Below are 22,784 nucleotides of genomic sequence, written 5' to 3'. Positions count from 1 at the left end.
GGCGCGCACCGGTTTGTCTCGTCGTCGTCTTGCGCCTCCTCCTCGGAGCGAGGGGTGAGGCGACGCGAGGGTCGGGCCGGTGCGCCTGTGGCGGGGGCGGAGCCTCCGGCGGGAGTATTTCGGGAAAGATGAAAGCCTGGGCTGCGAGCGGGCCGGATGGGGTTTTGCAACCGGCGGTGGGACGGTATAGCTGGAGCGATGGCACGCAAAGCGGCAAAACGCAGCTCCGGTAAGACGGATAAGTCAGCCCCGAGACGGGGGCTTTTTTCATCGCTCAGGCGTTGGATCTGGAGGCTTTTTCTGATCGTGACGGTGCTGGTTGTGCTTCTGGTGGTGATTTTCAGCCAGATCAGCCCGCCGCGCACCTTTTATATGGGCCAGGAAGCGCGGCGGCTGGGCGCGATCGATTATCAGTGGGTGCCGATGAGCGCGGTGGCCCCGGTGATGGCGCGGTCGGTCGTGGCGGCAGAGGATGCCAATTTCTGCAGGCATTGGGGGTTTGACATGGATGCGATCCGGGCCGCTCTGGAAGAGGGCTCGGGGCGCGGTGCCTCGACGATTTCGCAGCAGGTGGTGAAGAACGTGTTCCTCTGGCATGGCCGGAGCTGGGCACGCAAGGCGCTGGAAGCGGCGATCACGCCGCTGGTGGAACTGGTGTGGTCCAAGCGGCGGATCGTCGAGGTGTATCTGAACGTGGCGGAGTTCGATGAGGGGGTGTTTGGGATCGATGCGGCGGCCTATCACTATTTCGGAGTGGGGCCGGGGGAGTTGAGCCCGACGCAGGCGGCAAGGCTGGCGATGGTGCTGCCCAATCCGAAGGGACGCTCGGCCTCGAAACCCACGGCGCAGCAGCGTAAACGGGCAGCACAGATCCTGGATGGGGCGGCCACGATCCGCCGCGACGGGCGGGCCGCCTGTTTCGAGGATTGAAAACCGATGCCAATCGGGGCATTGAAGCAGGAACCCGCAGTTTGAGAGTCAAACAGCCCATGGCCAAGCTCTATCACGTTCCCCTGTCGCCGTTTTGCCGCAAGGTGCGGTTGAGCCTCGCGGAAAAGAAGATCGAATGCGAGCTGGTCGAGGAGCGTTATTGGGAGGAAAGCCCGGAATTTCTGCGGCGCAACCCGGCGGGCAAGGTGCCGGTGCTGAAGATCGACGGGCGGACCATGGCCGAGAGCGGGCCGATCTGCGAGTATATCGAAGAGAAATATCCCGAGCCCGCGCTGATGCCGACCTCGCCCGAGGGGCGGTATGAGGTGCGGCGGCTGGTGGGATGGTTCGATGACAAGTTCCATCAGGAGGTGACCTCAAAGCTCTTGTATGAGCGGGTCAACAAGAAGGTGATGGGGCGCGGTTTTCCCGATAGCGGCAATGTGAAATCGGGGGCGCGGGCGATCAAGTATCACCTGGATTACATGGCGTGGCTTCTGGACCATCGGCGCTGGCTGGCGGGGGATAAGATGACGCTGGCCGATTTTGCGGCTGCGGCGCATCTGAGTGCGCTCGATTACATTTCGGACGTGGATTGGAACCGGTCGGATGTGGTCAAGGACTGGTATGCGAAGATCAAGTCGCGCCCGGCATTTCGGGGTATCCTGTCGGATCAGGTGCCGGGTTTTCCGCCGCCGGCGCATTATGCCGATCTGGATTTCTGATCCGGGGCGGGTTGAGAAAATTCGTACGAATTTTCTTTTTTGAGTATTTCTGGAACGATGAAAGACGGGCTGAAACAGAGGCTGGTAGCGCGGGCGCTTGAGGAAGGGTTCGAGCTGGCGCGGGTGTGCCGACCCTGGGATGTGCCTCAGGTGCCGGAGCGGCTGGCGGCGTTTCTGAGCCAAGGCTATCACGGGCAGATGGGTTGGCTGGCGGAGCGGACCCATTGGCGCGGCGCGCCGCAGGTTCTGTGGCCCGAGGCGCGGTCAGTGATCATGCTGGGCGAGAGTTACACGCCCGAGGAGGATCCACTGGCGGTACTGGAGCAGAGGGGCCGGGCGGCGATTTCGGTCTATGCACGGAACCGGGATTATCATGACATCGTCAAGAAGCGGCTGAAACGGCTGGCGCGGTGGCTGATCGAAGAGGCGGGCGGTGAGGTGAAGGTGTTTGTCGATACCGCCCCGGTGCCGGAGAAGCCGCTGGGGCAGGCGGCGGGGCTGGGTTGGCAGGGGAAGCATACGAACCTGGTGAGCCGCGACCTGGGCAGTTGGTTCTTTATTGGATCGGTGTTCACGACGCTGGACATAGAGACTGATCCAGCGGAAATCGACCATTGCGGGAGCTGCCGGGCCTGTCTGGATATCTGCCCGACCGAGGCGTTTCCGGCGCCCTATCGGTTGGATGCGCGGCGTTGTATCTCTTACCTGACGATCGAGCATCACGGGCCGGTGGAGGAAGAGTTACGCGCCCTGATGGGCAACCGGATTTATGGGTGTGACGATTGTCTGGCGGTCTGTCCCTGGAACAAGTTTGCCGTGCAGGCGCGCGAGGTGAAATATCATGCGCGCGAGGAGCTGAAGGCGCCAAAGCTGGCGGAGCTGGCGGCGCTGGACGATGCCGGGTTCCGCGCGCTTTTCTCGGGCTCGCCGATCAAGCGGATTGGTCGCGACAGGTTTGTGCGCAATGTCCTTTATGCGATTGGCAATTCGGGGGAGCCCGGGTTGCGCCGGGTGGCGCGGAACCTGTGCGACGATCCGGACCCGGCGGTGGCGGATGCGGCGCGCTGGGCGGTTTCAAGGTTGTCAGATGCCGCAAATGGGCTGGAATAGCCGCGCAAACCCGCTACACCGCATTGGGAACGGATGAGAGGGCGGGCGCATGGCGTTGCTGTTGGGCGTTGATACGGGCGGGACTTATACGGATGCGGTGCTGATCCGCGACGAGGCGGAGGTGGTGGCCGCGGCCAAGGCGCTGACCACGCGGCACGATCTGGCGATTGGCATTGGCGCGGCGATTGAGGCGGTTCTGCAAGAGAGTGGCGCGGATGTGCGCGAGATCGGCATGGCATCGCTGTCGACCACGCTGGCGACCAATGCGCTGGTCGAGGGTCAGGGTGGGCGCGTGGGACTTGTCTATATCGGATTTCGCGAGCGCGATCTGGAGGGGCACGGGTTGCGCGAGGCGCTGGGAGGCGATCCGGCGCTGGTGATCGAAGGTGGCCATAACCATGCGGGCGGCGAGGCGAAGCCGCTGGACAAAGAGGCACTTTCGGCATGGTTAGAGACGGATATCGGCGCATCTGCCTTTGCCGTGGCGTCGCAGTTTGCCACGCGTAACCCGGCGCATGAACTGGCCGCGATGGAGATGATCCGCGAGATCACGGGCAAGCCGGTGAGCTGTTCGCATCACCTGTCGGCGCGGCTGAACGGGCCGAAGCGGGCACTCACGGCGCTTTTGAATGCGCGGCTGATCGGGATGATCGCGCGGCTGATCGAGAAGGCCGAGGGCAAGCTGCGCGAGCTTGGCATTGAGGCGCCACTGATGGTGGTGCGCGGCGACGGGGCGCTGATCAGTGCGGAGCAGGCCAGGGAGCGGCCGATCGAGACGATCCTGAGCGGTCCTGCGGCCAGTATCGTCGGCGCGCGCTGGATGACCGGGGCGGATCATGCGCTGGTCTCGGATATTGGCGGGACGACGACCGATGTGGCGGTCCTGCGTGACGGCAAGCCCGCGATTGACCCTGCCGGTGCGCGGGTTGGTCCCTGGCGGACGATGGTCGAAGCGGTGGCGATGCGCACCACAGGGTTGGGCGGCGACAGCGAGGTGCATGTGATCGACGAGGGGCTGGCCGGGGGTGTCACCCTCGGGCCGAGGCGGGTGGTGCCGGTCAGCCTGATGGCTGTGGATGCGCCGGAGCTGGTGCATAAGGTGCTGGATGAGCAGCTGCGCAGCGACACCCCAGGTGAGCATGACGCGCGGTTTGTGCGCGCGGTGCCTGGGATCGAGGCGGGCGGATTGCCGGAGAAGGATGCCGCCCTGCTGGAGCGGATCGGCGACATGGTGCATCCTGTGGGCAAGGTGTTGCGCACGCGGATGGAGGTGGCCGGGCTGAGGCGGCTGGTGAGCCGCGGGCTGGTGCAGGTTGCGGGGGCCACGCCGTCGGATGCCAGCCATGTGATCGGGACGCTGGACGCCTGGGATGGGCAGGCGGCGGAAAAGGCGCTGACCCTGCTGGCGCGCAAGCGGACCGGGGCGGGCAATCGTGTGGCCGAAGGGCCGGATGCGATGGCACGGATGATCGTGGAGCAGTTGACCCATCAGACCGCTTTGGCCTTGTTAGAGACTGCTTTTGCCGAGGAAGAGCAGGATTTCGGCCTGCCCCCCGCCGATCTGGCGCGGCATGTTCTGATGCAGCGGGGTCTGGACGGGCATCGCGGGCTGGTACGGCTGGAGGCCGGGGTGAACGTGCCGGTGATCGGGCTTGGAGCCTCGGCGGCGACCTATTATCCGGCGGTGGGCGAACGGCTGGGCTGTCGCATGGATCTGCCGCAACACGCAGGTGTGGCCAACGCCATCGGGGCCGTGGTGGGCCGGGTGACGATCCGGCGTGCAGGCACGGTGACGGCCCCCGCAGAGGGGCGGTACCGGGTGCATCTGGGGACCGGGCCGGAAGATTACACCAGTGCCGAGGCGGCGATGGACGCGCTGCAGCTGCATCTTGAGGCTGACGCGCGTACCGAAGCCGTGGCGGCCGGGGCGGAGGATATCCATGTGAGCGCCACGCGGGATGTACGCAAAGCCGAGGCCGAGGCGCGGGAGGTGTTCCTGGAGGCGGAGATCACCGTGGAGGCCAGTGGCCGACCCCGGATAGCCGTCTAGGGGTGGTGGGGTGAACCCCCACCCTGTAGAGTGGCGCCCGATAGGTTAGGAGAAGCCCGTCATGATGACAGAAGACCGCTTGCGCGAGATATATGGCGAGGTGAGCCCGAGGGCCGCCGTGAAGGTGATCGATCATCTGGACCATCATTGCCGGGCGTTTATCGCGGCCTCGCCGTTTCTGGTGCTGGCGACGAGCGATGGTGAACGTATGGATGCGTCCCCCAAGGGTGATCCGGCGGGCTTTGTGATTGTTGAGGATGATCACCATCTGATCCTGCCGGACCGGCCGGGGAACAACCGCATTGACGGGTTGCTGAACCTGATCCGGAACCCGGCGGTGGCGCTGATTTTCATGATTCCGACGGTGGACGAGACGCTGAGAGTGAATGGGCGGGCGGAGATTTCGGAAGATGAGGCGCTGCGGGAGCGTTGCGCCATCAACGGGCGGCTGCCCAAGACGGTGTTGCGTATTCGCGTGGACGAGGTGTTCTCACATTGCGGGAAGGCCCCGTTGCGCGGCGGGCTGTGGAAGCCCGAGACATGGCCCGAGGAGCGGCCCGTGGCGACGCTCTATGAGATAGTGCGGGATCATGGGCAGGTCGAGGTGCCATCGACCGAGCAGTCGGTGATTGATGAGCTGTATGCCAAGACGCTCTATTGAGGATGTGAGAGGTGCGTGAAATCACGCACCCTACAGCGAGATCAGCCAGTCGCGTACCTGTTCGGCCTGCGGGCTGAGCGGGGTGGTGGCGGACCAAACCAGGTAGAAGCCCGCGCCGGTTGTCCAGGCCCATTCCGGGCGCGCGGCGAGCAGGCCGCGCGACACCAGGCTTTCGGTTACATGTTGCCAGCCGAAGGCGAACCCTTCGCCCGCAATGGCCGCCTGCAGAACAAGCGCGTAGTCGTTGAGGCGCAGGCCGGTGCGCGGTTCGGTGAAGGGCACGTTCCAGTGGCGAAAGAAATCGGCCCAGCTTGGGCGGTCGCGAATGGGCTCTTCGAGGTGGATCAGAGACTGATTTGGCAGGTTGGCGACCGTCGCGAGGTTGATGGCGGAGGCCATGACGCGCGGGGCGGCGATGGGCATGATCACCTCGAGCGCGATGAGATGGCTTTTGCATCCCGGCCAGTCGCCAAGGCCACGCCGGATGGCCAGGCTGATCCCTTCGGCGCCGATATCGGGCTCGCGGTCCGAGGTTTGCAGGCGCAGGTCGATATCCGGGTGAGCCGCGTGAAAATCCGAAAGGCGCGGCACCATCCAGTAATGTGCGAATGCGGTGGAGGCCGAGAGGGTGACGTGATCCTGCGCGCTGCGCTGGCTGAGCATGCTGGCGGTCTGGTGAATGCGGGCGAAGGCGGCGGAGACATCGGCAAAGAGCCGCTCCCCCGCCTGTGTGAGGGTCACGGACCGGTGCGCGCGGGCAAAAAGCGGCGTGCCAAGCGAGACCTCCAACTGCTTGATCGAGGCGGAAACGGCGGGTTGCTGTACGTTCAACTCCTGCGCGGCACGGGTGAAAGAGCCGGTGCGGGCGGCGGCCTCGAACACCAGCAAGTGACGCGGGGACGAGACGAGTTTCCACAGCTCTTGCATAATCTGAAGTTATCCAAAGCCTCAGCTTTTGCAAGGATCACGAGGTTCGCCCCTTCAGATAGATTGATTTGAAACCAAGGGGAGTGACAGGGATGGCGCGACGCAGCAAGACCCGGAGAGACAGCGGCGGCAGCCGGTCGGGGCCGCTGGCCTCACCGCATGTGGCGCGGCGATTGCCGGTGTTTGATGTGATGGACGAGCAGACCATCGTCAGGCTGGAGCAGCAGGTTGACTGGCTGATCGAAGAGGTCGGGATCGAGTTCCGCGATGACCCGGAGGCGCATCGCATCTGGGAACGCGCGGGCGCGAAGATGGAGGGCAACCGCCTGCGCGCCGATGCGGCCTGGATCAGAGAGCTGTGTCGGCAAGCGCCGAGCGAGTTCACCCAGGTGGCGCGGAACCCGGCGCGGAATGTGCGGATTGGCGGCGCCAATCAGGTCTTTGCCCCGATCTATGGCGCGCCCTTTGTGCGCGACCTGAAGGGGGGCCGTCGTTATGGCGATATGGAGAGTTTCGAGAAGCTGGTGAAGCTGGCGTATCTGCATCCGAACCTGCATCACACAGGGCTGGTGATCTGTGAGCCCTGCGACGTGCCGGTGAGCCACCGGCATCTGGACATGGTCTATACGCATATGCGCTGGTCGGATAAGCCGCATCTGGGCGCGATCACCGAGAAGAGCCGGGCACAGGACAGTGTGGACATGGCCGAGATTCTGCATGGGCGCGAGGTCATGGACCAGAATTGTGTGATCATGGGGAATGTGAACACCAATTCGCCCCTGCTGGTGGACAAGGTGGTGAGCGAGGCGATCCAGGTCTATTGCGGACGCGGTCAGGGGATTGTGCTGGTGCCGTTTATCCTCAGCGGCGCGATGGGGCCGGTGAGCACGGCAGCAAGCGTGACACAGGCGATGGCCGAGGCGCTGGTGTGCTGCGCCTTCGCGCAGATCGTGAAGCCCGGCGCGCCCTTCGTTCTGGGCAATTTCCTGAGTTCGATGAGCCTGAAAAGCGGCGCGCCCACGTTCGGGATGCCCGAGCCGGTGCTGAGCAACTATGCCATCGGTCAGATGGCGCGGCGGGTGGGATTGCCGCTGCGCTGTGGCGGGTCGCTGACGGCGAGCAAGATCGAGGATGCGCAGGCGGCCTATGAAAGTGCGGATTCGATGCAGTCGACAGCCGTGGCAGGGGCGCATTTCGTGCTGCACGCGGCCGGATGGCTGGAAGGCGGGCTGTGCACCGGGTTTGAGAAGCTGGTGATGGATGCGGATCGCCTGGGCGCCTATCAGAAGCTGTTGGGGGGCCTGGATGCCAGCGACGAGGCGCTGGCGCGCGACGCCTATGCGGAGGTGGAACCGGCCGGGCATTTCCTGGGCTGCGGGCATACGATGCGGAACTATCAGACGGCGTTTTACGAACCTGCGCTGAGCGATTCCGAGAATGTGGAGAGCTGGGAAGAGGCGGGCGAGAAGGACATGCGCCAACGTGCCTATGAACGGTGGACCGCGATGCTGGAGGGGTATGAGGCCCCGCCGATCGACGAGGCCGTGGATGAGGCGCTCAGGGACTATATTGCCCGGCGCAAGCGTGAGATACCGGAGGCGTGGTATTAAGGGGGCGCTGCCCCCATCGCCTTTCAGGCGATTCCCCCGGAGTATTTTCGGAACAATGAAAGGTCATGATCATGCGCGCATCTGAAAGGTTCAACGAGGATATCGCCGGGCGGCTGGAGGGGCTGCGCGAGGAGGGTCTTTACAAGAGCGAGCGCGTGATATCTTCGATGCAGGCGGGCGAGGTGCGGCTGTCGGACGGGCGCGAGGTGATCAACCTGTGCGCCAATAACTACCTCGGGCTGGCGGATCACCCGGAGATCATCAGGGCCGCGCATGAGGGGCTGGACCGGTATGGGTTTGGCATGGCCTCGGTGCGGTTCATCTGTGGGACGCAGGAAGAGCACAAGGCGCTGGAGGCGCGGATCGCGGGCTTTCTTGGTATGGAGGATGCGATCCTTTATGCGGCGGCGTTCGATGCCAACGCCGGTTTGTTCGAGACGCTTCTGGGCCCGGAGGATGCGATTATCTCGGACGCGCTGAACCATGCGAGCATCATCGACGGTGTGCGGCTGTGCAAGGCGCAGCGGTTCCGCTATGCGAATTCGGACATGGCCGATCTGGAGCGCTGTTTGCAGGAGGCGCAGGGCGCGCGGCACAGGCTGATTGCCACCGATGGTGTGTTCTCGATGGACGGGTATTTCGCGCGTCTGGGCGAGATCTGTGATCTGGCCGAGCGGTATGACGCGATGGTGATGGTGGATGATTGCCATTCGACCGGGTTCGTGGGTGCGACCGGGCGGGGCACGCATGAGCATTGCGGCGTGATGGGGCGGGTGGATATCCTGACCGGCACGCTGGGCAAGGCGCTGGGGGGTGCCTCGGGCGGATATACGGCGGCGAGCGCACAGGTGGTGGACTGGCTCAGGCAACGCTCAAGGCCCTACCTCTTTTCCAACACGCTGGCGCCGGTGATCGCGGCGGCGTCGCTGAAAGTGTTTGACCTGTTGGAGGAGGGTGACGGGCTGCGCGCGAGGTTGTGGGAGAATGCCGCCTATTTCCGCGACCGGATGGGCAAGCTGGGGTTCGAGCTGTTGCCCGGAGAGCATGCGATCATCCCGGTGATGCTGCGCGACCCGAAGCTGGCGCAGCAGATGGCCGCGAGGCTGGATGAGCGGGGGGTCTATGTGACCGCCTTCAGCTTTCCGGTGGTGCCGAAAGGGCAGGACCGGATCCGCACGCAGATGAGCGCGGCGCTCACGCGGGAGATGCTGGACCGGGCGATTGAGGCATTCGAGGCGGTGGGGCGCGACCTGGGGGTGATCGGGTGACATATCCGTCGATCATCGACGCGATAGGCAACACGCCTCTGGTCGAATTGGGCCGGGTTAGTGACATATTGGGCCTTGAAGGGCGGCTTCTGGCGAAGCTGGATTACCTCAATCCGGGGTTTTCCAAGAAGGACCGCGCGGCCAAGGCGACGATCGAGGCGGCGCGCGCGTCGGGTGCTCTGGCCGAAGGGCAGGTGGTGGTGGAGCTGACCTCGGGCAATATGGGCACGGGGCTTGCCATAGTCTGCGGTGTGCTGGGGCATCCTTTTGTCGCCGTGATGAGCAAGGGCAATTCGGAAGAGCGCGCGCGCATGATGCGCAGCCTGGGCGCTAAGGTGGTTCTGGTGCCGCAGGCGGCGGGGTCGAAGCCCGGAGAGGTGTCGGGGGCCGATCTGGCGCTGGTGGAGGCCGAAGCGCAACGGATCACGGCGGAGCGCGGGGCGTTTCGCGCCGATCAGTTCGAGCGGCCGGAGAACACGGCGGCGCATGAACATGGCACGGCCCCCGAGATCTGGGAGCAATCAGGTGGCGCGGTGACGGCATTTTGCGACTTTGTCGGTTCGGGCGGGACGCTGGGCGGGTGCGCCCGCTATTTCGCCACAAAGGGTGTGCGCTGTTACGCGGTCGAGCCGGATATGGCAGAGCATCCGATCCAGGGCGGGGGCTATGACATGCCGGACCTGACCCACCTGAAAGGGGTGAGTTTGGCCGGAAGAGAGACTGTTTCAGGCAAGGACGCCGCCGATCATGCCCGGATGTTGGCGCGCGCTGAAGGCATCTTTGGCGGCTACTCGGCAGGGGCGAACCTGGCCGCGGCGATCCGCCTTTTGCAAGGCCCGGAAAAGGGCGGCGCGGTGGCCTTTGTGGTGTGTGACAGCGGGTTGAAGTACCTCAGCACGGATTTGTGGAGTTGAGACCATGCAGAACCAGATGAAAGCCCTTGTCAAAGCCCGGCCTGAGCCGGGGCTTTGGATGGAATATGTGCCGGTGCCCGAGGTGGGGCCGAGCGATGTGCTGATCAAGGTGCGCAAATCGGCCATTTGCGGCACCGATGTGCATATCTGGAAATGGGACGAGTTCAGCGCCAAGACGGTGCCGGTGCCCATGGTCGTGGGGCATGAATTTGTCGGCACGATAGTCGAGACCGGCGCGGCGGCGGTGAAGTACAAGATCGGCCAGCGGGTGAGCGGCGAGGGGCATGTGGTCTGTGGCACCTGCCGCAATTGCCGCGCCGGGCGCGGGCATCTGTGCCGGAACACGAAAGGTGTCGGCGTGAACCGGCCCGGATCCTTTGCCGAATATGTCTGTATTCCCGAGGCCAATGTCGTGCTGATCCCGGAGGATATCCCCGATGAGATCGCGGCCATTTTCGACCCGTTCGGCAACGCGGTGCATACGGCGCTGAGTTTTGACCTGGTGGGGGAGGATGTGCTGGTGACCGGCGCGGGGCCCATCGGGATCATGGGTGCGCTGGTGGCGCAGAAGGTGGGCGCGCGGAAAGTGGTGATCACCGACATCAACCCGTATCGCCTGGATCTGGCGCGCAAGATGGGCGTGCAGCATGTGGTCGATGTGAGCCAGGAACAGTTGGCCGATGTGATGGCGCGGCTTGGCATGACCGAGGGCTTTGACGTGGGTCTTGAGATGTCGGGTGCGGCGGCCGCCATGCAGCAGATGATCCGCAACATGAACAATGGCGGCAAGCTGGCCTTGCTTGGCATCGCGCCGACGGAGTTCCCGGTCGACTGGAACACGGTGATTTTCAAGATGCTGCATATCAAAGGCATCTATGGCCGCGAGATGTTCGAGACCTGGTACAAGATGATCGCGCTGGTGCAGAGCGGTCTGGATGTGTCGGGGCTGATCACGCACCGGATTTCGATAGACGACTTTGAAGAGGGGTTTGCCGCGATGATCTCGGGCAATTCCGGAAAGGTCGTGATGGATTGGGAGCAGGCATGACGTCCTTTCCCCGTCTGACGGAACCTTTACAGCTGCGGCACAAGACGCTGCGCAACCGGATCAGTTTTGGCGCGCATACGGCGAATATGTCGGATGGTGGCCTGCCGGGTGCGCAATATGGCGCGTATCTTCTGGAGCGGGCGATTGGCGGGGCGGGCATGATCGTGGCCGAGCCGGTGCCGGTGCATCGCACGGGTGTGCTGACACGGGGGAATTTCCGGGCCGAGGACGATGCGGTGATTCCGGCGTTTCGGGCCATATTAGAGCCTGTTCAGGACGCAGGCGCGGTTGTTCTGCAGCAGCTTTACCATGTGGGCGCGCATGGCGACAGCGACCTGAGTTTTCAGCCGCATTGGGGCCCGTCCGGGCAGCCCTCCTATCACGACAGCGACGGCAGCCACGCGATGAGCGAAGCCGAGATCGAAGAGATGATCGCGGCTTTCGTCGCGGCGGCGGTGCGTTGTCAGAAGGCGGGGTTTGACGGGGTCGAGATCTGGGCGGCTTATCATTCGCTGCTGGAGCAGTTCTGGACCCCCTGGAGCAACCGGCGTGACGATCAGTGGGGCGGAAGCCTGGAGAACCGCACGCGCATGTCGATGCGTATCCTTGAGGGCGTGCGGCGGGCCTGTGGTGAGGCGTTCATCATCGGCATGTCGGTGAGCTATACGGACAGCTATCCGGTTCTGCACGGTCTGGACGAGTTGACCGAGATCGTGGCGCGGCATGACGCGACGGGGCATCTGGATTATGTCACCTGCGGGTCGGGCGGGTATCTCGACTTTGAGCGGCTGATGCCGACCTTTGCGCTGGGCGAGAAGCTGACCGTGGATGCGACGGCGGCACTGAAAGGCGCGCTGCGCCATGCGAAGGTGCAGGCCGAGAGCGGCATCCGCACACCTGAAAATGCCGAAAGCGTGCTGAGCGCGGGGCAGGCCGATCTGGTGTCTATCGTGCGGGGGCAGATCGCCGATCCGCATCTGGCACGAAAGGTGAGTGAAGGGCGCGAGGGCGACATTCGCGGCTGCATCTCCTGCAATCAGATGTGTTGGGGGCGTAGGTCGCGCGACTATTGGATTTCGTGCCTGATCAACCCGTCCGTAGGGCGGGAGCACGCGTGGGGCGGTGACCGGTTTTCAGTCTCTAATCAGGCGAAAGAGGTGCTTGTTGTCGGGGCGGGGCCTGCCGGGCTGGAGGCGGCGCGGGTGGCGGCAGAGCGTGGGCATCGTGTCGAGATACATGAGGCCGCGCCGATGATAGGCGGGCAGTTCCGGCTGGCTGGGCTGCAACCGCGGCGCGCACAGATCAGCGACCTGATGGACTGGTATGAGCGGCAGTTCGAGCGGTTGGGCGTGGTGCTGCACCTCAACTCCTATCTCGACGACGCGGAGGTGCGGGCCAGGGGGGCGGATGTGGTGATCCTGGCCACCGGATCGCTGCCGGATGAGGACGGCACACAGCGGTGGTTGCCGCATCTGGGGCCGCTTCCAGGCCGGGAGCTGGGCCATGTGGTGAGTCCCGAAGAGGTGATGCGCCGCGAGGTGCGTCTGGGCGATGCGGTGATCGTTTATGACGAGGGCGGCAACATGCGCGGTGTCGGCACGGCCTGGCACCTGGCGGAGGCGGGGCATCAGGTGACGCTGGTGACGCCTGATCCGATGGTGGGCAAGGAACTGGCCCGGACCTCGGCCGATATTCCGATCCGTGCGAAGCTGGCGCAGAGCGGTGTGCGGTTTCTGACCGAACACGCGATTGCCGCCTGGCATGGGCAGGGGGCGACGCTGCGCAACCTGCTGACCGGAGAAGAGAGCGAACAGGCCGCCGCGGCGCTGGTCATGGCGACGACGAACCGGAGTTTTGATCCGCTGTCGGAGGCGCTGGAGGGTGTCGCGCTGAAACTGATCGGCGATGCGGCGGCCCCGCGTCAGGCACCTTATGCGTTTTACGAAGGCCGCAAGGCAGGTTTGGAGATTTGAGATGAATGATATTGGCATGGTTTTCAGAGAGTTGCACAAGCCCGGAGACCCGTTCACCCTGATGAACGCCTATGATGTGGGCAGCGCCAAGGTGCTGGCCGCCCTGGGGGCGCAGGCGATTGGCACCACGTCGAGCGGGCATGCCTTCACGCTGGGCCGGCCGGATATGGGCAATGTGAGCCGCGATGAGGCGCTGGCCCATGCGGAAAGCATCGTGAGTGCCGTATCGCTTCCGGTGTCGGGCGATTTCGAGAACGGGTATGGCGACGCGCCTGAGGATGTGGCCGAAACTGTGCGTCTGGCCGGTGAGATCGGCTTGGCGGGCATCTCGATTGAGGACACGCGGATGTCTGACCACGGCGCGTATGAGGCGGAGCTTGCGGTGGAGCGTATCCGGGCCGGGGCCGCTGCCGCGCGGGCGCTGGGGCGCGACTTTGTCTTTGTCGCGCGGGCCGATGGAGTGATGAACGAGGTCTACGACACGAATGAGGCGATCCGCCGGTTGCAGGCCTTTGACGCGGCTGGGGCGGATTGCCTTTATGCACCGCTGCCGCCCTCGATGGAGGATCTGGCGCGGATCTGCGCCGCAACCGCGAAGCCGGTGAATGCGCTGGCGGTGGGTCCGTTTGCGAGGGTCAGCCGCGCGGAGTTCGCCGGCATCGGGGTGGCGCGCATCTCGCTGGGTTCCGCATTGGCGCGGGTGACGCATGCGGCGCTGATCAACACGGCAAAGCATATCCTGAACGATGGAGATTTCTCGGATTTCCTGGAGGCGGCACCCGGCTCTGAGGTGGATGCATTGCTGGCGAAGGGGGCGGCGGAATGAGGGCCATATGCGTCTCTATTCTTGCGCAAATTGTTCTTTTTGTCGGCGTTGCATGGGCCACGCCCGACCGGGGGATGAGCTCGGGCGACCGGCTTATGGCGGCGACGCAGACGCATATTTATGTGCTGCGCGATGTCATCGACAATCTGGGCAGCTATTACTATAAGCTGCATGATCAGCACCTGATCGAGATCAGCATCGACACCGGTGAGGCGACGCGGTTCTGGCCCCTGCGGCGGATGCGGGTGGCCAATCTGGACGGGAATACCGACATCATCCCCGGCACTGTGACCGAGCGGGAGGGCGAGACCCATGACGCCTTTGCCATTCTGCGCGGTCTTGGGGCAGAGCCGATGACGCCACGGGGCTGGTTGCTGGATGATCTGGCACTGTCCGACGGGGCGCTGACGACGACGGGTGGCGGCGAGGTGATCGCGACGCCCTTTGGCATCCGCGCGGCGGGGCGGGCGCAGCTTGCCATCCTGCGGGATGTCTATCCGCCGATCGAGACGGAAGAGGAATACCTCGCCCGGGAGACAGCGGATTTCTATGACCTTTACGCCGAAGGTGACTGGCTGTGCACGATGGAGCCCGAGGCGGTGCTGCTGCGACGGCCGAAGGACATTGTGCGCGTGGTGAAACTGGAGTGTGAGATGCCCGACGCCGTGAACCGCGCGTCGTTCCACATCTTTGCAAAAGACGAACTCTGAACAGGTGAGGGAAAGATATGCCTGAGATTCAAAAAGACGAAACCGCAGGGGCCAAGCAACTGCCGAGCCACGCCAAGGTGGTGGTTATTGGTGGTGGGGTTGTGGGCTGTTCGATCCTGTTTCACCTGGCCAAATTCGGCTGGAAGGATGTTGTCCTGCTGGAGCGGGACGAGTTGACCAGCGGATCGAGCTGGCATGCGGCGGGGCAGATCCATACGATTTCCTCGGACCCGAATATCAGCCGCCTGCAGGGCTATACGATCGACCTTTACAAGGAGATCGAAGAGACGAGCGGGCATTCGGTGGGCCTGCACATGACCGGCGGGTTTTATGCGGCGTCGAACAAGGAGTGGTATGATTACCTCAAGCGCGAGCGGTCGAAGGCGCGGTACATGGGTCTGAACCAGGAGTTTATCAGCCCGAAAGAACTGGCTGAGCGGCATCCGCTGATTGATACCTCGCAATATTATGCCGCCCTTTGGGACGATCAGGATGGCGATCTGGACCCGTCGGGCGCAACTTACGCCTTTGCCAAGGCGGCGCGGGTGCATGGGGCGCAATATTTCACGCATTGCGGTGTCACAGAGACGAAACAGAAGCCCGATGGGAGCTGGGATGTGACCACGCCCAAAGGGGTGATCAATGCCGAGATCATCGTCAATTGCGGGGGGCTGTGGGCGCGCGAGGTCGGGCATATGCAGGGGATCAACATCCCTGTGCAGCCGATGGAGCACCATTACCTGATCACCGAAGCCATCCCCGAGATCGTCGAGCGGATGGAGCCGGGTGGTGCCGGCCGCCTGCCCTGCGGGATCGACTATGAGGCGAATATCTATTTCCGGCAGGAGCGGCAGGGGATGCTCTTGGGCACCTATGAGCCGAAGGGCACGCCGTGGAAAGTGGCCGGCACGCCCTGGGATTTCGGGCATGAGCTGTTGCCGCCCGATCTGGACCGGATTGCCGACCGGCTGGAGCTGGGGTTCGAGCGGATCCCGGCGCTGGCTAATGCGGGGATCAAGGATGCCATTAACGGCCCGTTCACCTTTGGCCCCGATGGCAACCCGATGATCGGCCCGGTGCCGGGGATGAAAAATTACTGGTGCGCCGTGGGCGTGATGGCGGGGTTCTGTCAGGGCGGCGGCGTGGGCCTGACCATGGCCGAATGGATGATCGACGGAGAGCCGTCGATTGACGTCTGGGCGATGGATGTGGCCCGGTTCGGCGACTGGGCCAGCCCGGATTGGGGCACCGTCAAGAGCACCGAGAATTACGAGCGGCGCTTTGTCATGACCTTCCCCAACGAGACGCTGCCCAAGGGGCGGATGCAGAAGACGACGGCGCTTTATGACCGGCTGATCGCCAAGGGGGCGGTCATGGATCAGGGCTTTGGCCTGGAACATGCGTTGTGGTTTGCGGACGGGCCGGAAGATGCCCATGAGGAGCCGACATTCGAGCGCAACAGGAGCTTTGACTATGTCGCGCGCGAGGTGAAGGCGGTGCGGCAGGCGGTTGGCGGTATCGAGATCGCCAACTTTGCCAAGCACGAATTCAAAGGGGCGGGCGCGCGGGCCTATTTAGACACTATTCTGGCCGGATATGTCCCCAAACCCGGGCGGCTGACCCTGACACCGATGTTGACCGAGAAGGGGCGGCTTTATGGGGATCTGACGGTCGCGTGCCTGGCCGATGATCACTTCATGCTGTTCGGGTCGGGCGCGATGCAGGAGGCGCATCGGCGGTGGTTTGAGAAAGACCTGCCCGACGGTGTGACCTATGCCAATGTGTCGGATGACTGGCATGGCGTGGCGCTGAGCGGGCCGAAATCGCGTGAGCTGTTGCAGCGGCTGATGCGCGAGGATGTGAGCGCCGAGGCGTTCAAGTTCCGCGATCTGCGGCAGACCTATGTCGCCGGTGTGCCGGTGATCCTGAACCGGATCAGCTTCTCGGGCGAGCTTGGATACGAGATTTACTGTCGTCCGCAATACCTGCTGAAACTGGCGAGCAGCATCGAGGAGGCGGGTGCCGATCTGGGCTATACCTGGTACGGGGCGCGGGCGCTGATGTCGATGCGGCTGGAGAAGGGCTGGGGCGTGTGGACGCTGGAATTCCGGCCCGACTTCAACGCGGTCGAGAGCGGCATGGATGCTTTCATCAACTGGAACAAGGAGTTTGTCGGCAAGGCGGCGACAGAGGCCTTGCGCGATGAGGGTGTGGCCCGCAAGCTGGTGACGCTGACCATTGACGTGGACGGGATCGACGTGACCGGCGATGAGGCGATCCTGAGCGGTGGCGATGCGGTGGGTTATGTCAGTTCGGGGGGCTATGCGCACCGGGTCGGGAAATCCATGGCGATGGGCTATGTCGCTACCGAGAAAGCCGCGCCGGGCACGGTGCTTCAGGTGGAGATCCTGGGCGAGATGTATGATGCGGAAGTGCAGGGCGCGCCGCTGTATGACGCCAACGGGGCCAATATGCGCAGCTAACCCCGCGGCCTGACCTCAAGGCCCCGGGTCAGGCCCGGGGCGGGTGGAACCTGATGAGTGACGAGACGCCAAAGCGTTATGTTTTCCTGCTGATCCCCGGCTTTTCGCCGCTGGGGATGACCTGCGCGCAGGAGGCGCTGGCGTTGGCCAACCGGTTTACCCGGGACAAGCGGTATTACGACTGGTTGCTGATCAGCGAAGATGGCCAGCCGGTGGAAAGCTGGAACGGCGTGAAGATCGGGGTGGAGAGCGGGCTGATCGACCTGCGCCGCGATGATACGCTGATTGTCTGCGCGGGGGTCGACGCGAAGGCAGGAGCCAGCAAGCGGGTGCTGAGCTGGCTTCGGCGCGAGGCGCGGCGGGGGATCGACCTGGGCGGGTTGAGCAGCGGCGCGTTTATCCTGGCCATGGCCGGGCTTCTGGGCGGCAAGCGGGTGACCACCCATTGGGAATATGCCGGTGCCATGCGCGAGCTGTTTCCGGATATCGACGTGCAGGATGTGATCTATGCGGTCGATGGGCGGGTGTTCACCTGTGCGGGTTCGGCCAGCTCGATGGACCTGATGCTGGACCGGATCGGGCGCGATTATGGCGATGAGCTGGCACGGTGGGTGGCGGATCAGATGGTCTATGGCACACCGCGCGCCGACAGCCATGCGCAGCGTATGCCGGTCGCGGGGCGCATGGGGCTGCGTAATTCCAAGCTGATGCTGGCGGTCGATATCATGCGCAACAACATAGAAGACCCGCTGCCGCCCGGTGAGGTGGCTCGGGTCGTGGGCCTGTCGGTGCGGCAGTTGGAGCGGCTGTTTTCAAAATACCTCGGGACCTCGCCCAAGAAGTATTATCTGGGGCTGCGGCTGGAGAAGGCACGGTATTTGCTGGCGCAGACCGATATGACGCTGACCGAGATTTGCGTGCTCTGCGGGTTTCGAGCGCCTTCGCATTTTTCCAAGACGTATCGCAAGGCCTTTGGGGTCTCGCCCAGCCGGGACACGGGTGGTTCAACCCTGTTGAGCCAGCAGCGGTAGGATTGGTGCGTGAAATCACGCACCCTACGGATCAGTTCAAAAGAGCGTCGATCCGGGAGGTGATCCTGGCGGATTGCGGTTTGACCGAAGAGCCGAACGTGGCGGCGATTGTTCCGTCGGGGCTGATCAGGATCTTGTTGAAGTTCCAGGCGGGTTCAAAACCGGCTTCGCGGCGCACGGAGGCAAAGAACGGATGCGCGCCGGCGCCCTTTACGGGGGTGATCCCGGTCATGGGCAGGTCGATGCCATATTGCAGCTCGCAGAATTCCTTGACCTCGGCGTTGCTGGCAAGTTCCTGGTTGAAATCGTCCGAGGGCACGGCAAGCACGACAAGCCCCTTGTCGCGATAGGCGTCATAGAGAGCCTGCAACCCGGCATATTGATTGGTGAAGCCGCATTGCGAGGCGGTGTTGACCACGAGGATCGGCTGACCCGCCCATTGCGACAGCGTGAGCGTGCCGCCGTCGATGTTTTCGAACGGGGCGGTGAGGTTCAGCGCCATCAGCGGTGTGGCGAGAAACGACAAGAGGGTGGCGAAGAGTGCGCGCATGCGGGCCTCCTTTACATATGGGGGTGATACGCGGGATATGCGCCCCCGGATCACCCAAAGGTCAACGGCATGTAACAATGCTTTGATTTTCGTTGTGAAGCCCCATTTCATGCTAGAGTTTTCCCGAGCCAAGGAGTCGTGACATGCCGAGCTATACCAAAGACCCTGATGCCATCGCCCGCCTCAGCCCGGAGGAATACTATGTCACACAGGAGAGTGGCACGGAGCGGCCGGGCACCGGGGCGCTTCTGGGCAACAAGGAGCCGGGGATTTACGTGGATATCGTCTCGGGCGAGCCGCTTTTTGCCTCATCGGACAAGTATGAGAGCGGGTGCGGCTGGCCGAGCTTTACCAAACCGATCGAGCCTGCGCATATCAACGAGCTGCGCGATACCAGCCACGGGATGATCCGAACCGAGGTGCGCTCGGCCCATGGTGACAGCCACCTGGGCCATGTGTTCCCGGATGGGCCACAGGACCGGGGCGGCCTGCGCTATTGCATCAATTCCGCCAGCCTGCGCTTTGTCCATCGCGACGAGATGGAGGCGCAAGGCTATGGCGATTACCTGAACCAAGTGGAGGATGTGACATGAGTGAACGCGCTGTTCTGGCCGGGGGCTGCTTCTGGGGGATGCAGGACCTGATCCGCAAGCTGCCTGGCGTGATCTCGACCCGGGTGGGGTATACCGGCGGGGATGTGCCCCATGCCACCTATCGCCATCACGGCACCCACGCGGAGGGGATCGAGATCATGTTCGACCCCGAGAAGATCAGTTATCGGCGGTTGCTGGAGGTGTTTTTCCAGATCCACGATCCGACGACGCTGAACCGGCAGGGCAATGATGTCGGAATGAGCTATCGCTCGGCGATCTATTACGTTGACGAGGCGCAGAAGGCCTGTGCCGAGGAGACGATTGCCGATGTGAATGCCAGCGGTTTGTGGCCCGGTAAGGTGGTGACCGAGGTGGAGCCGGTGGGCGATTTCTGGGAAGCGGAGCCGGAGCATCAGGATTATCTGGAGCGGTTTCCGAATGGCTATACCTGTCATTTCCCGCGGGCCGACTGGGTGCTTCCAAAACGGCAGGCGGCTGAATAGGGCGACACCTGTCGGAGAGTGAGTATTTTTGGAACAATGAAAGCCATGGGTGCGCGGGACTGACGGGCGTCCATGCCGAAATGTCGTTTTCAGGCATAGTAGAGGGTCGCATACCGGAGGGTGGTGCGGCCCTTTTTGCATGCAATCTGGAGGCAGTGAGCGGGAGGATATCATGCAGGTTGCGATCATTGACGAAGGGCGCGCGATTGATCTGGGAGGATGCCGTTTTCACGCGATCTGGTTGCGGGATAATGCAGCGGATGCAGAGACGCGGGATCCGGGAAACGGCCAGCGGCTGATTGCGCTGAGGGATATCCCCGAAGGCACGGTGGTCAGCGAGGCACGGCTGGATGATGCGGCGCTGCATCTGCGGTTTGAGCCGGAGGGTAAGACGGTGACGTATGATACCGGCTGGCTGATGGCGCATGCCTATGATCGGGTCGATACGCGCGGGCCGGGCTGGACCGGAGAGGGGATCGAGACCTGGGATGCCGGGCTGATGACGCGTATCCCGAATGCGGCGTTCGACGATGTGGCGAGGGATCGCGCGGCGCTGGCGGGCTGGCTGGGCGGTTTGGCGCGGTTCGGGTTTGGCAAGCTGACCGGCGGGCCGGTGGAAGAGGGCGCGCTGCTGAAGGTGGCGGCACTTTTTGGTTATGTGCGCGAGACGAATTACGGCAGGCTTTTTGAGGTGCGCACGGAAGTGAACCCGACGAACCTGGCCTATACCGGGCTGGGGTTGCAGGCGCATACCGACAACCCTTACCGCGATCCGGTGCCGACGGTGCAGATTCTTTACTGTCTGGAGAATTCCGCCGAGGGCGGGGAGAATATGGTGGTCGACGGGTTTGCCTGCGCCGAGAGGTTGCGCGAAGAGAACCCGCGGGGGTTTGACCTTCTGAGCCGCTATTGTGCGCGGTTTGAATATGCGGGGTCGGGCGGTGTGTGCCTGCGATCGCGCCGGCCGATGATAGAGCTTGCCCCGGATGGCGAGATGATCGGCATTCGGTTCAACAACCGGTCGGCGGCGGCGATCACGGATGTGCCGTATGCGGATATGGAGGCGTATTATGCAGCCTACCGGCGGCTGGGTGAGATCATCGACGACCCGGCGATGGAGGTGAGCTTCAAACTGTCCCCGGGTGAGTGCTTTGTCGTGAACAACACGCGAGTGCTGCATGCGCGCAAGGGCTATTCCGGCACAGGGAGCCGGTGGCTGCAGGGGTGTTACGCGGATATGGACGGGGTGCGCTCGACCCATGCCGCATTGGTGCAAGAGCTGGGTTTGGCGGCGGAGTGACAGGATGACGGATGAGACCCTGACACAGGCTAATATCGTTGCGTTTCTCGAAGATATCTTTGAGCGGCGCGGTGGCGAGGAGTATCTGGGCGAGCCGGTGACCATGGCCGAGCATATGCTGCAGGGAGCGACCATTGCCGAGCAAAACGGGCAGAGCGAAGAGATCATCGTCGCCGCGTTGTTGCACGATATCGGGCATTTCACATCGGAGTTCGGGACGTTTTCGATGGAGGATACCGAGGACCGGTATCATGAGGAAGCGGGCGCGCAGGTGCTGGAGCGGTTCTTTCCCTCGGTGGTGACGGATTGCGTGCGCTATCATGTGGCGGCGAAGCGATACCTCTGCGCGACGCGACCGGAGTATTTCAATCGGCTGAGCGAGGCGTCGGTGCATTCGCTGAACCTGCAGGGCGGGCCGATGAGTGACGAGGAAGTGGCTGAGTTCGAGCAGAACCCGAACCTGGAGAAGATCGTGGCGGTGCGGTATCTGGATGATGCGGGCAAGCATCCGGATATGGAGACGCCGCGTTTTGCGCATTTCGCGCCGATGGTGCAGCGGGTTGTTGACGCGCATTGCGGAGGCGCGCAGTAAGGTCTTTGGAGGACCGTCAACGCGTGACCGATACAGGCCATCAACCGATCAAGGGTATTGCGCTCAAGATTTGCGCGGTGGTGCTGTTCATCATCATGTCCGCGCTGATCAAGGCGGCGTCGGAGCAGGTGCCGCCCGGACAGGCGGTGTTTTTCCGGTCGTTCTTTGCCATTCCGGTGATCCTGGGCTGGCTGATCTGGCGGGGCGATCTGCGCACCGGGCTCAAGATCCGTTCGCCGATGGGGCATTTCCTACGCGGGTTTGTGGGATCGGTGGCGATGGGGCTGGGCTTTGCCGGGCTTGGCCTGTTGCCGCTGCCGGAGGTCACCGCACTGGGCTATGCCGCGCCGCTGCTGACGGTGGTTTTTGCGGCGATGTTTCTGGGGGAGAAGGTGGGTGTTTTCCGGATCAGCGCCGTGGGTCTTGGTTTTGCCGGGGTGTTGATCGTTCTGTCGCCCCGGTTGACGGCGCTGAGTGGGGAAGCGGTGGATACCGCCCAGGCGCTGGGCGCGATCCTGGTGCTTATGGGGGCCATGTGCGCGGCGCTGGCGCAGATCTATATCCGCAAGCTGGTGAAGACCGAGGAGACGAGCGCCATCGTGTTCTATTTCTCGCTAAGTTCAACCTCGCTGTCGCTGCTAACGATTCCCTTCGGCTGGGTCCTGCCGGATCTGTGGGTGATCGTCTGTCTGGTGCTGGCGGGGCTGATCGGAGGAACCGCGCAGATTTTCCTGACCTCGGCCTATCGCTATGCGGATGCCAGTGTGGTTGCGCCGTTTGATTATGCGTCCATGCTGTTTGCGCTGGCGATCGGTTATGTGGTGTTTGACGAGGTGCCGACGGGAACCATGCTTTTCGGGGCGGCGTTGGTGATCCTGGCGGGGATCATCATCATATGGCGGGAACGGCAGCTGGGGCTGAAGCGCGGGCAGGCGCGGGCGCTGAAGACGCCGCAGGGGTGAGCAGAAGGTGCGTGACAT

21 protein-coding genes are annotated in these 22,784 nt (G+C 63.4%); 19 read left to right on the top strand and 2 right to left on the bottom strand.

What is annotated here, in order from left to right; translation table 11 throughout:
* The first annotated feature begins 198 nt into the window (after positions 1-198).
* From mtgA to EI983_RS18150, 5 genes are all read left to right on the top strand, one after another.
* Positions 199-930, top strand: coding sequence for a monofunctional biosynthetic peptidoglycan transglycosylase (gene mtgA / locus EI983_RS18170; protein WP_157708751.1), 732 nt, complete (start codon positions 199-201; stop codon positions 928-930).
* A 59-nt stretch (positions 931-989) separates the two neighbouring features.
* The gene (gene fzlA / locus EI983_RS18165; RefSeq protein WP_157709153.1) at positions 990-1,655 is read left to right on the top strand and encodes an FtsZ-binding protein FzlA; all 666 of its coding nucleotides are present in this window, start codon (positions 990-992) and stop codon (positions 1,653-1,655) included.
* A gap of 57 nt (positions 1,656-1,712) precedes the next feature.
* Complete coding sequence (gene queG, locus EI983_RS18160) at positions 1,713-2,765, top strand: tRNA epoxyqueuosine(34) reductase QueG (RefSeq protein ID WP_157708750.1); 1,053 nt, start codon at positions 1,713-1,715, stop codon at positions 2,763-2,765.
* Positions 2,766-2,814: 49 nt separating this feature from the next.
* Entirely contained in the window at positions 2,815-4,815 is a 2,001-nt protein-coding gene (locus EI983_RS18155) for a hydantoinase/oxoprolinase N-terminal domain-containing protein (protein ID WP_157708749.1), read from the top strand.
* Positions 4,816-4,876: 61 nt separating this feature from the next.
* The gene (locus EI983_RS18150; protein WP_198389340.1) at positions 4,877-5,476 is read left to right on the top strand and encodes a pyridoxamine 5'-phosphate oxidase family protein; all 600 of its coding nucleotides are present in this window, start codon (positions 4,877-4,879) and stop codon (positions 5,474-5,476) included.
* Between the two features lie 30 nt (positions 5,477-5,506).
* On the opposite strand, the gene EI983_RS18145 is transcribed toward EI983_RS18150, so the two are convergent.
* A complete protein-coding gene (locus EI983_RS18145) occupies positions 5,507-6,403 on the bottom strand; it encodes a LysR substrate-binding domain-containing protein (RefSeq protein WP_157708748.1) in 897 nt (298 codons plus the stop codon).
* A 92-nt stretch (positions 6,404-6,495) separates the two neighbouring features.
* Here EI983_RS18145 and EI983_RS18140 point away from each other — a divergent pair, with 92 nt between their 5' ends.
* The 9 genes from EI983_RS18140 (at position 6,496) to EI983_RS18100 (ending at position 18,266) form a co-directional block, all read left to right on the top strand.
* Positions 6,496-8,013: a trimethylamine methyltransferase family protein gene (locus EI983_RS18140; protein ID WP_157708747.1), complete on the top strand. Its 1,518-nt coding sequence runs from the start codon at positions 6,496-6,498 to the stop codon at positions 8,011-8,013.
* 71 nt (positions 8,014-8,084) lie between these two features.
* Positions 8,085-9,281 (top strand): glycine C-acetyltransferase, encoded by a 1,197-nt coding sequence (locus tag EI983_RS18135; protein WP_157708746.1) that lies wholly within the window; start codon positions 8,085-8,087, stop codon positions 9,279-9,281.
* The gene (locus EI983_RS18130) at positions 9,278-10,195 is read left to right on the top strand and encodes a PLP-dependent cysteine synthase family protein (RefSeq protein ID WP_157708745.1); all 918 of its coding nucleotides are present in this window, start codon (positions 9,278-9,280) and stop codon (positions 10,193-10,195) included. The genes EI983_RS18135 and EI983_RS18130 overlap by 4 nt, the downstream gene beginning before the upstream one ends.
* A gap of 16 nt (positions 10,196-10,211) precedes the next feature.
* Complete coding sequence (gene tdh, locus EI983_RS18125; RefSeq protein ID WP_198389448.1) at positions 10,212-11,243, top strand: L-threonine 3-dehydrogenase; 1,032 nt, start codon at positions 10,212-10,214, stop codon at positions 11,241-11,243.
* Entirely contained in the window at positions 11,240-13,216 is a 1,977-nt protein-coding gene (locus EI983_RS18120; RefSeq protein ID WP_157708743.1) for an oxidoreductase, read from the top strand. The genes tdh and EI983_RS18120 overlap by 4 nt, the downstream gene beginning before the upstream one ends.
* Before the next feature lies 1 nt (position 13,217).
* The gene (locus EI983_RS18115; protein WP_157708742.1) at positions 13,218-14,042 is read left to right on the top strand and encodes an isocitrate lyase/PEP mutase family protein; all 825 of its coding nucleotides are present in this window, start codon (positions 13,218-13,220) and stop codon (positions 14,040-14,042) included.
* On the top strand, positions 14,039-14,752 hold the full coding sequence (locus tag EI983_RS18110; RefSeq protein ID WP_198389339.1) for a hypothetical protein: 714 nt from the start codon (positions 14,039-14,041) through the stop codon (positions 14,750-14,752). Before EI983_RS18115 ends, EI983_RS18110 begins: the two co-directional genes overlap by 4 nt.
* Before the next feature lie 17 nt (positions 14,753-14,769).
* Positions 14,770-17,235 carry a GcvT family protein gene (locus EI983_RS18105; RefSeq protein ID WP_157708740.1) on the top strand — a complete coding sequence of 822 codons (2,466 nt, stop codon included), beginning with the start codon at positions 14,770-14,772 and terminating at the stop codon, positions 17,233-17,235.
* 53 nt (positions 17,236-17,288) lie between these two features.
* On the top strand, positions 17,289-18,266 hold the full coding sequence (locus EI983_RS18100) for a GlxA family transcriptional regulator (RefSeq protein WP_157708739.1): 978 nt from the start codon (positions 17,289-17,291) through the stop codon (positions 18,264-18,266).
* Positions 18,267-18,297: 31 nt separating this feature from the next.
* Here the strand turns inward: EI983_RS18100 and EI983_RS18095 are convergent, their stop codons facing one another.
* The gene (locus EI983_RS18095) at positions 18,298-18,816 is read right to left on the bottom strand and encodes a glutathione peroxidase (RefSeq protein WP_246162227.1); all 519 of its coding nucleotides are present in this window, start codon (positions 18,814-18,816) and stop codon (positions 18,298-18,300) included.
* A gap of 143 nt (positions 18,817-18,959) precedes the next feature.
* Between EI983_RS18095 and msrB the strand changes: the two genes are divergently transcribed.
* The 5 genes from msrB to EI983_RS18070 all read left to right on the top strand — a co-directional run bounded on the left by msrB (position 18,960) and on the right by EI983_RS18070 (position 22,766).
* Positions 18,960-19,409: a peptide-methionine (R)-S-oxide reductase MsrB gene (msrB, locus tag EI983_RS18090; protein WP_157708738.1), complete on the top strand. Its 450-nt coding sequence runs from the start codon at positions 18,960-18,962 to the stop codon at positions 19,407-19,409.
* Positions 19,406-19,912, top strand: coding sequence for a peptide-methionine (S)-S-oxide reductase MsrA (gene msrA, locus EI983_RS18085; protein ID WP_157708737.1), 507 nt, complete (start codon positions 19,406-19,408; stop codon positions 19,910-19,912). Before msrB ends, msrA begins: the two co-directional genes overlap by 4 nt.
* A gap of 172 nt (positions 19,913-20,084) precedes the next feature.
* Positions 20,085-21,212 (top strand): 2-trimethylaminoethylphosphonate dioxygenase, encoded by a 1,128-nt coding sequence (gene tmpA / locus EI983_RS18080; RefSeq protein ID WP_157708736.1) that lies wholly within the window; start codon positions 20,085-20,087, stop codon positions 21,210-21,212.
* Positions 21,213-21,216: 4 nt separating this feature from the next.
* Positions 21,217-21,804: a (R)-1-hydroxy-2-trimethylaminoethylphosphonate oxygenase gene (gene tmpB / locus EI983_RS18075; protein ID WP_157708735.1), complete on the top strand. Its 588-nt coding sequence runs from the start codon at positions 21,217-21,219 to the stop codon at positions 21,802-21,804.
* Positions 21,805-21,899: 95 nt separating this feature from the next.
* Positions 21,900-22,766 carry a DMT family transporter gene (locus EI983_RS18070; protein WP_157709150.1) on the top strand — a complete coding sequence of 289 codons (867 nt, stop codon included), beginning with the start codon at positions 21,900-21,902 and terminating at the stop codon, positions 22,764-22,766.
* The last annotated feature ends 18 nt before the right edge of the window (positions 22,767-22,784 follow it).

The sequence above is a fragment of the Roseovarius faecimaris genome, from assembly GCF_009762325.1.
Lineage (GTDB): Bacteria > Pseudomonadota > Alphaproteobacteria > Rhodobacterales > Rhodobacteraceae > Roseovarius > Roseovarius faecimaris.
This window is presented reverse-complemented; position numbering and strand designations above follow the sequence as displayed.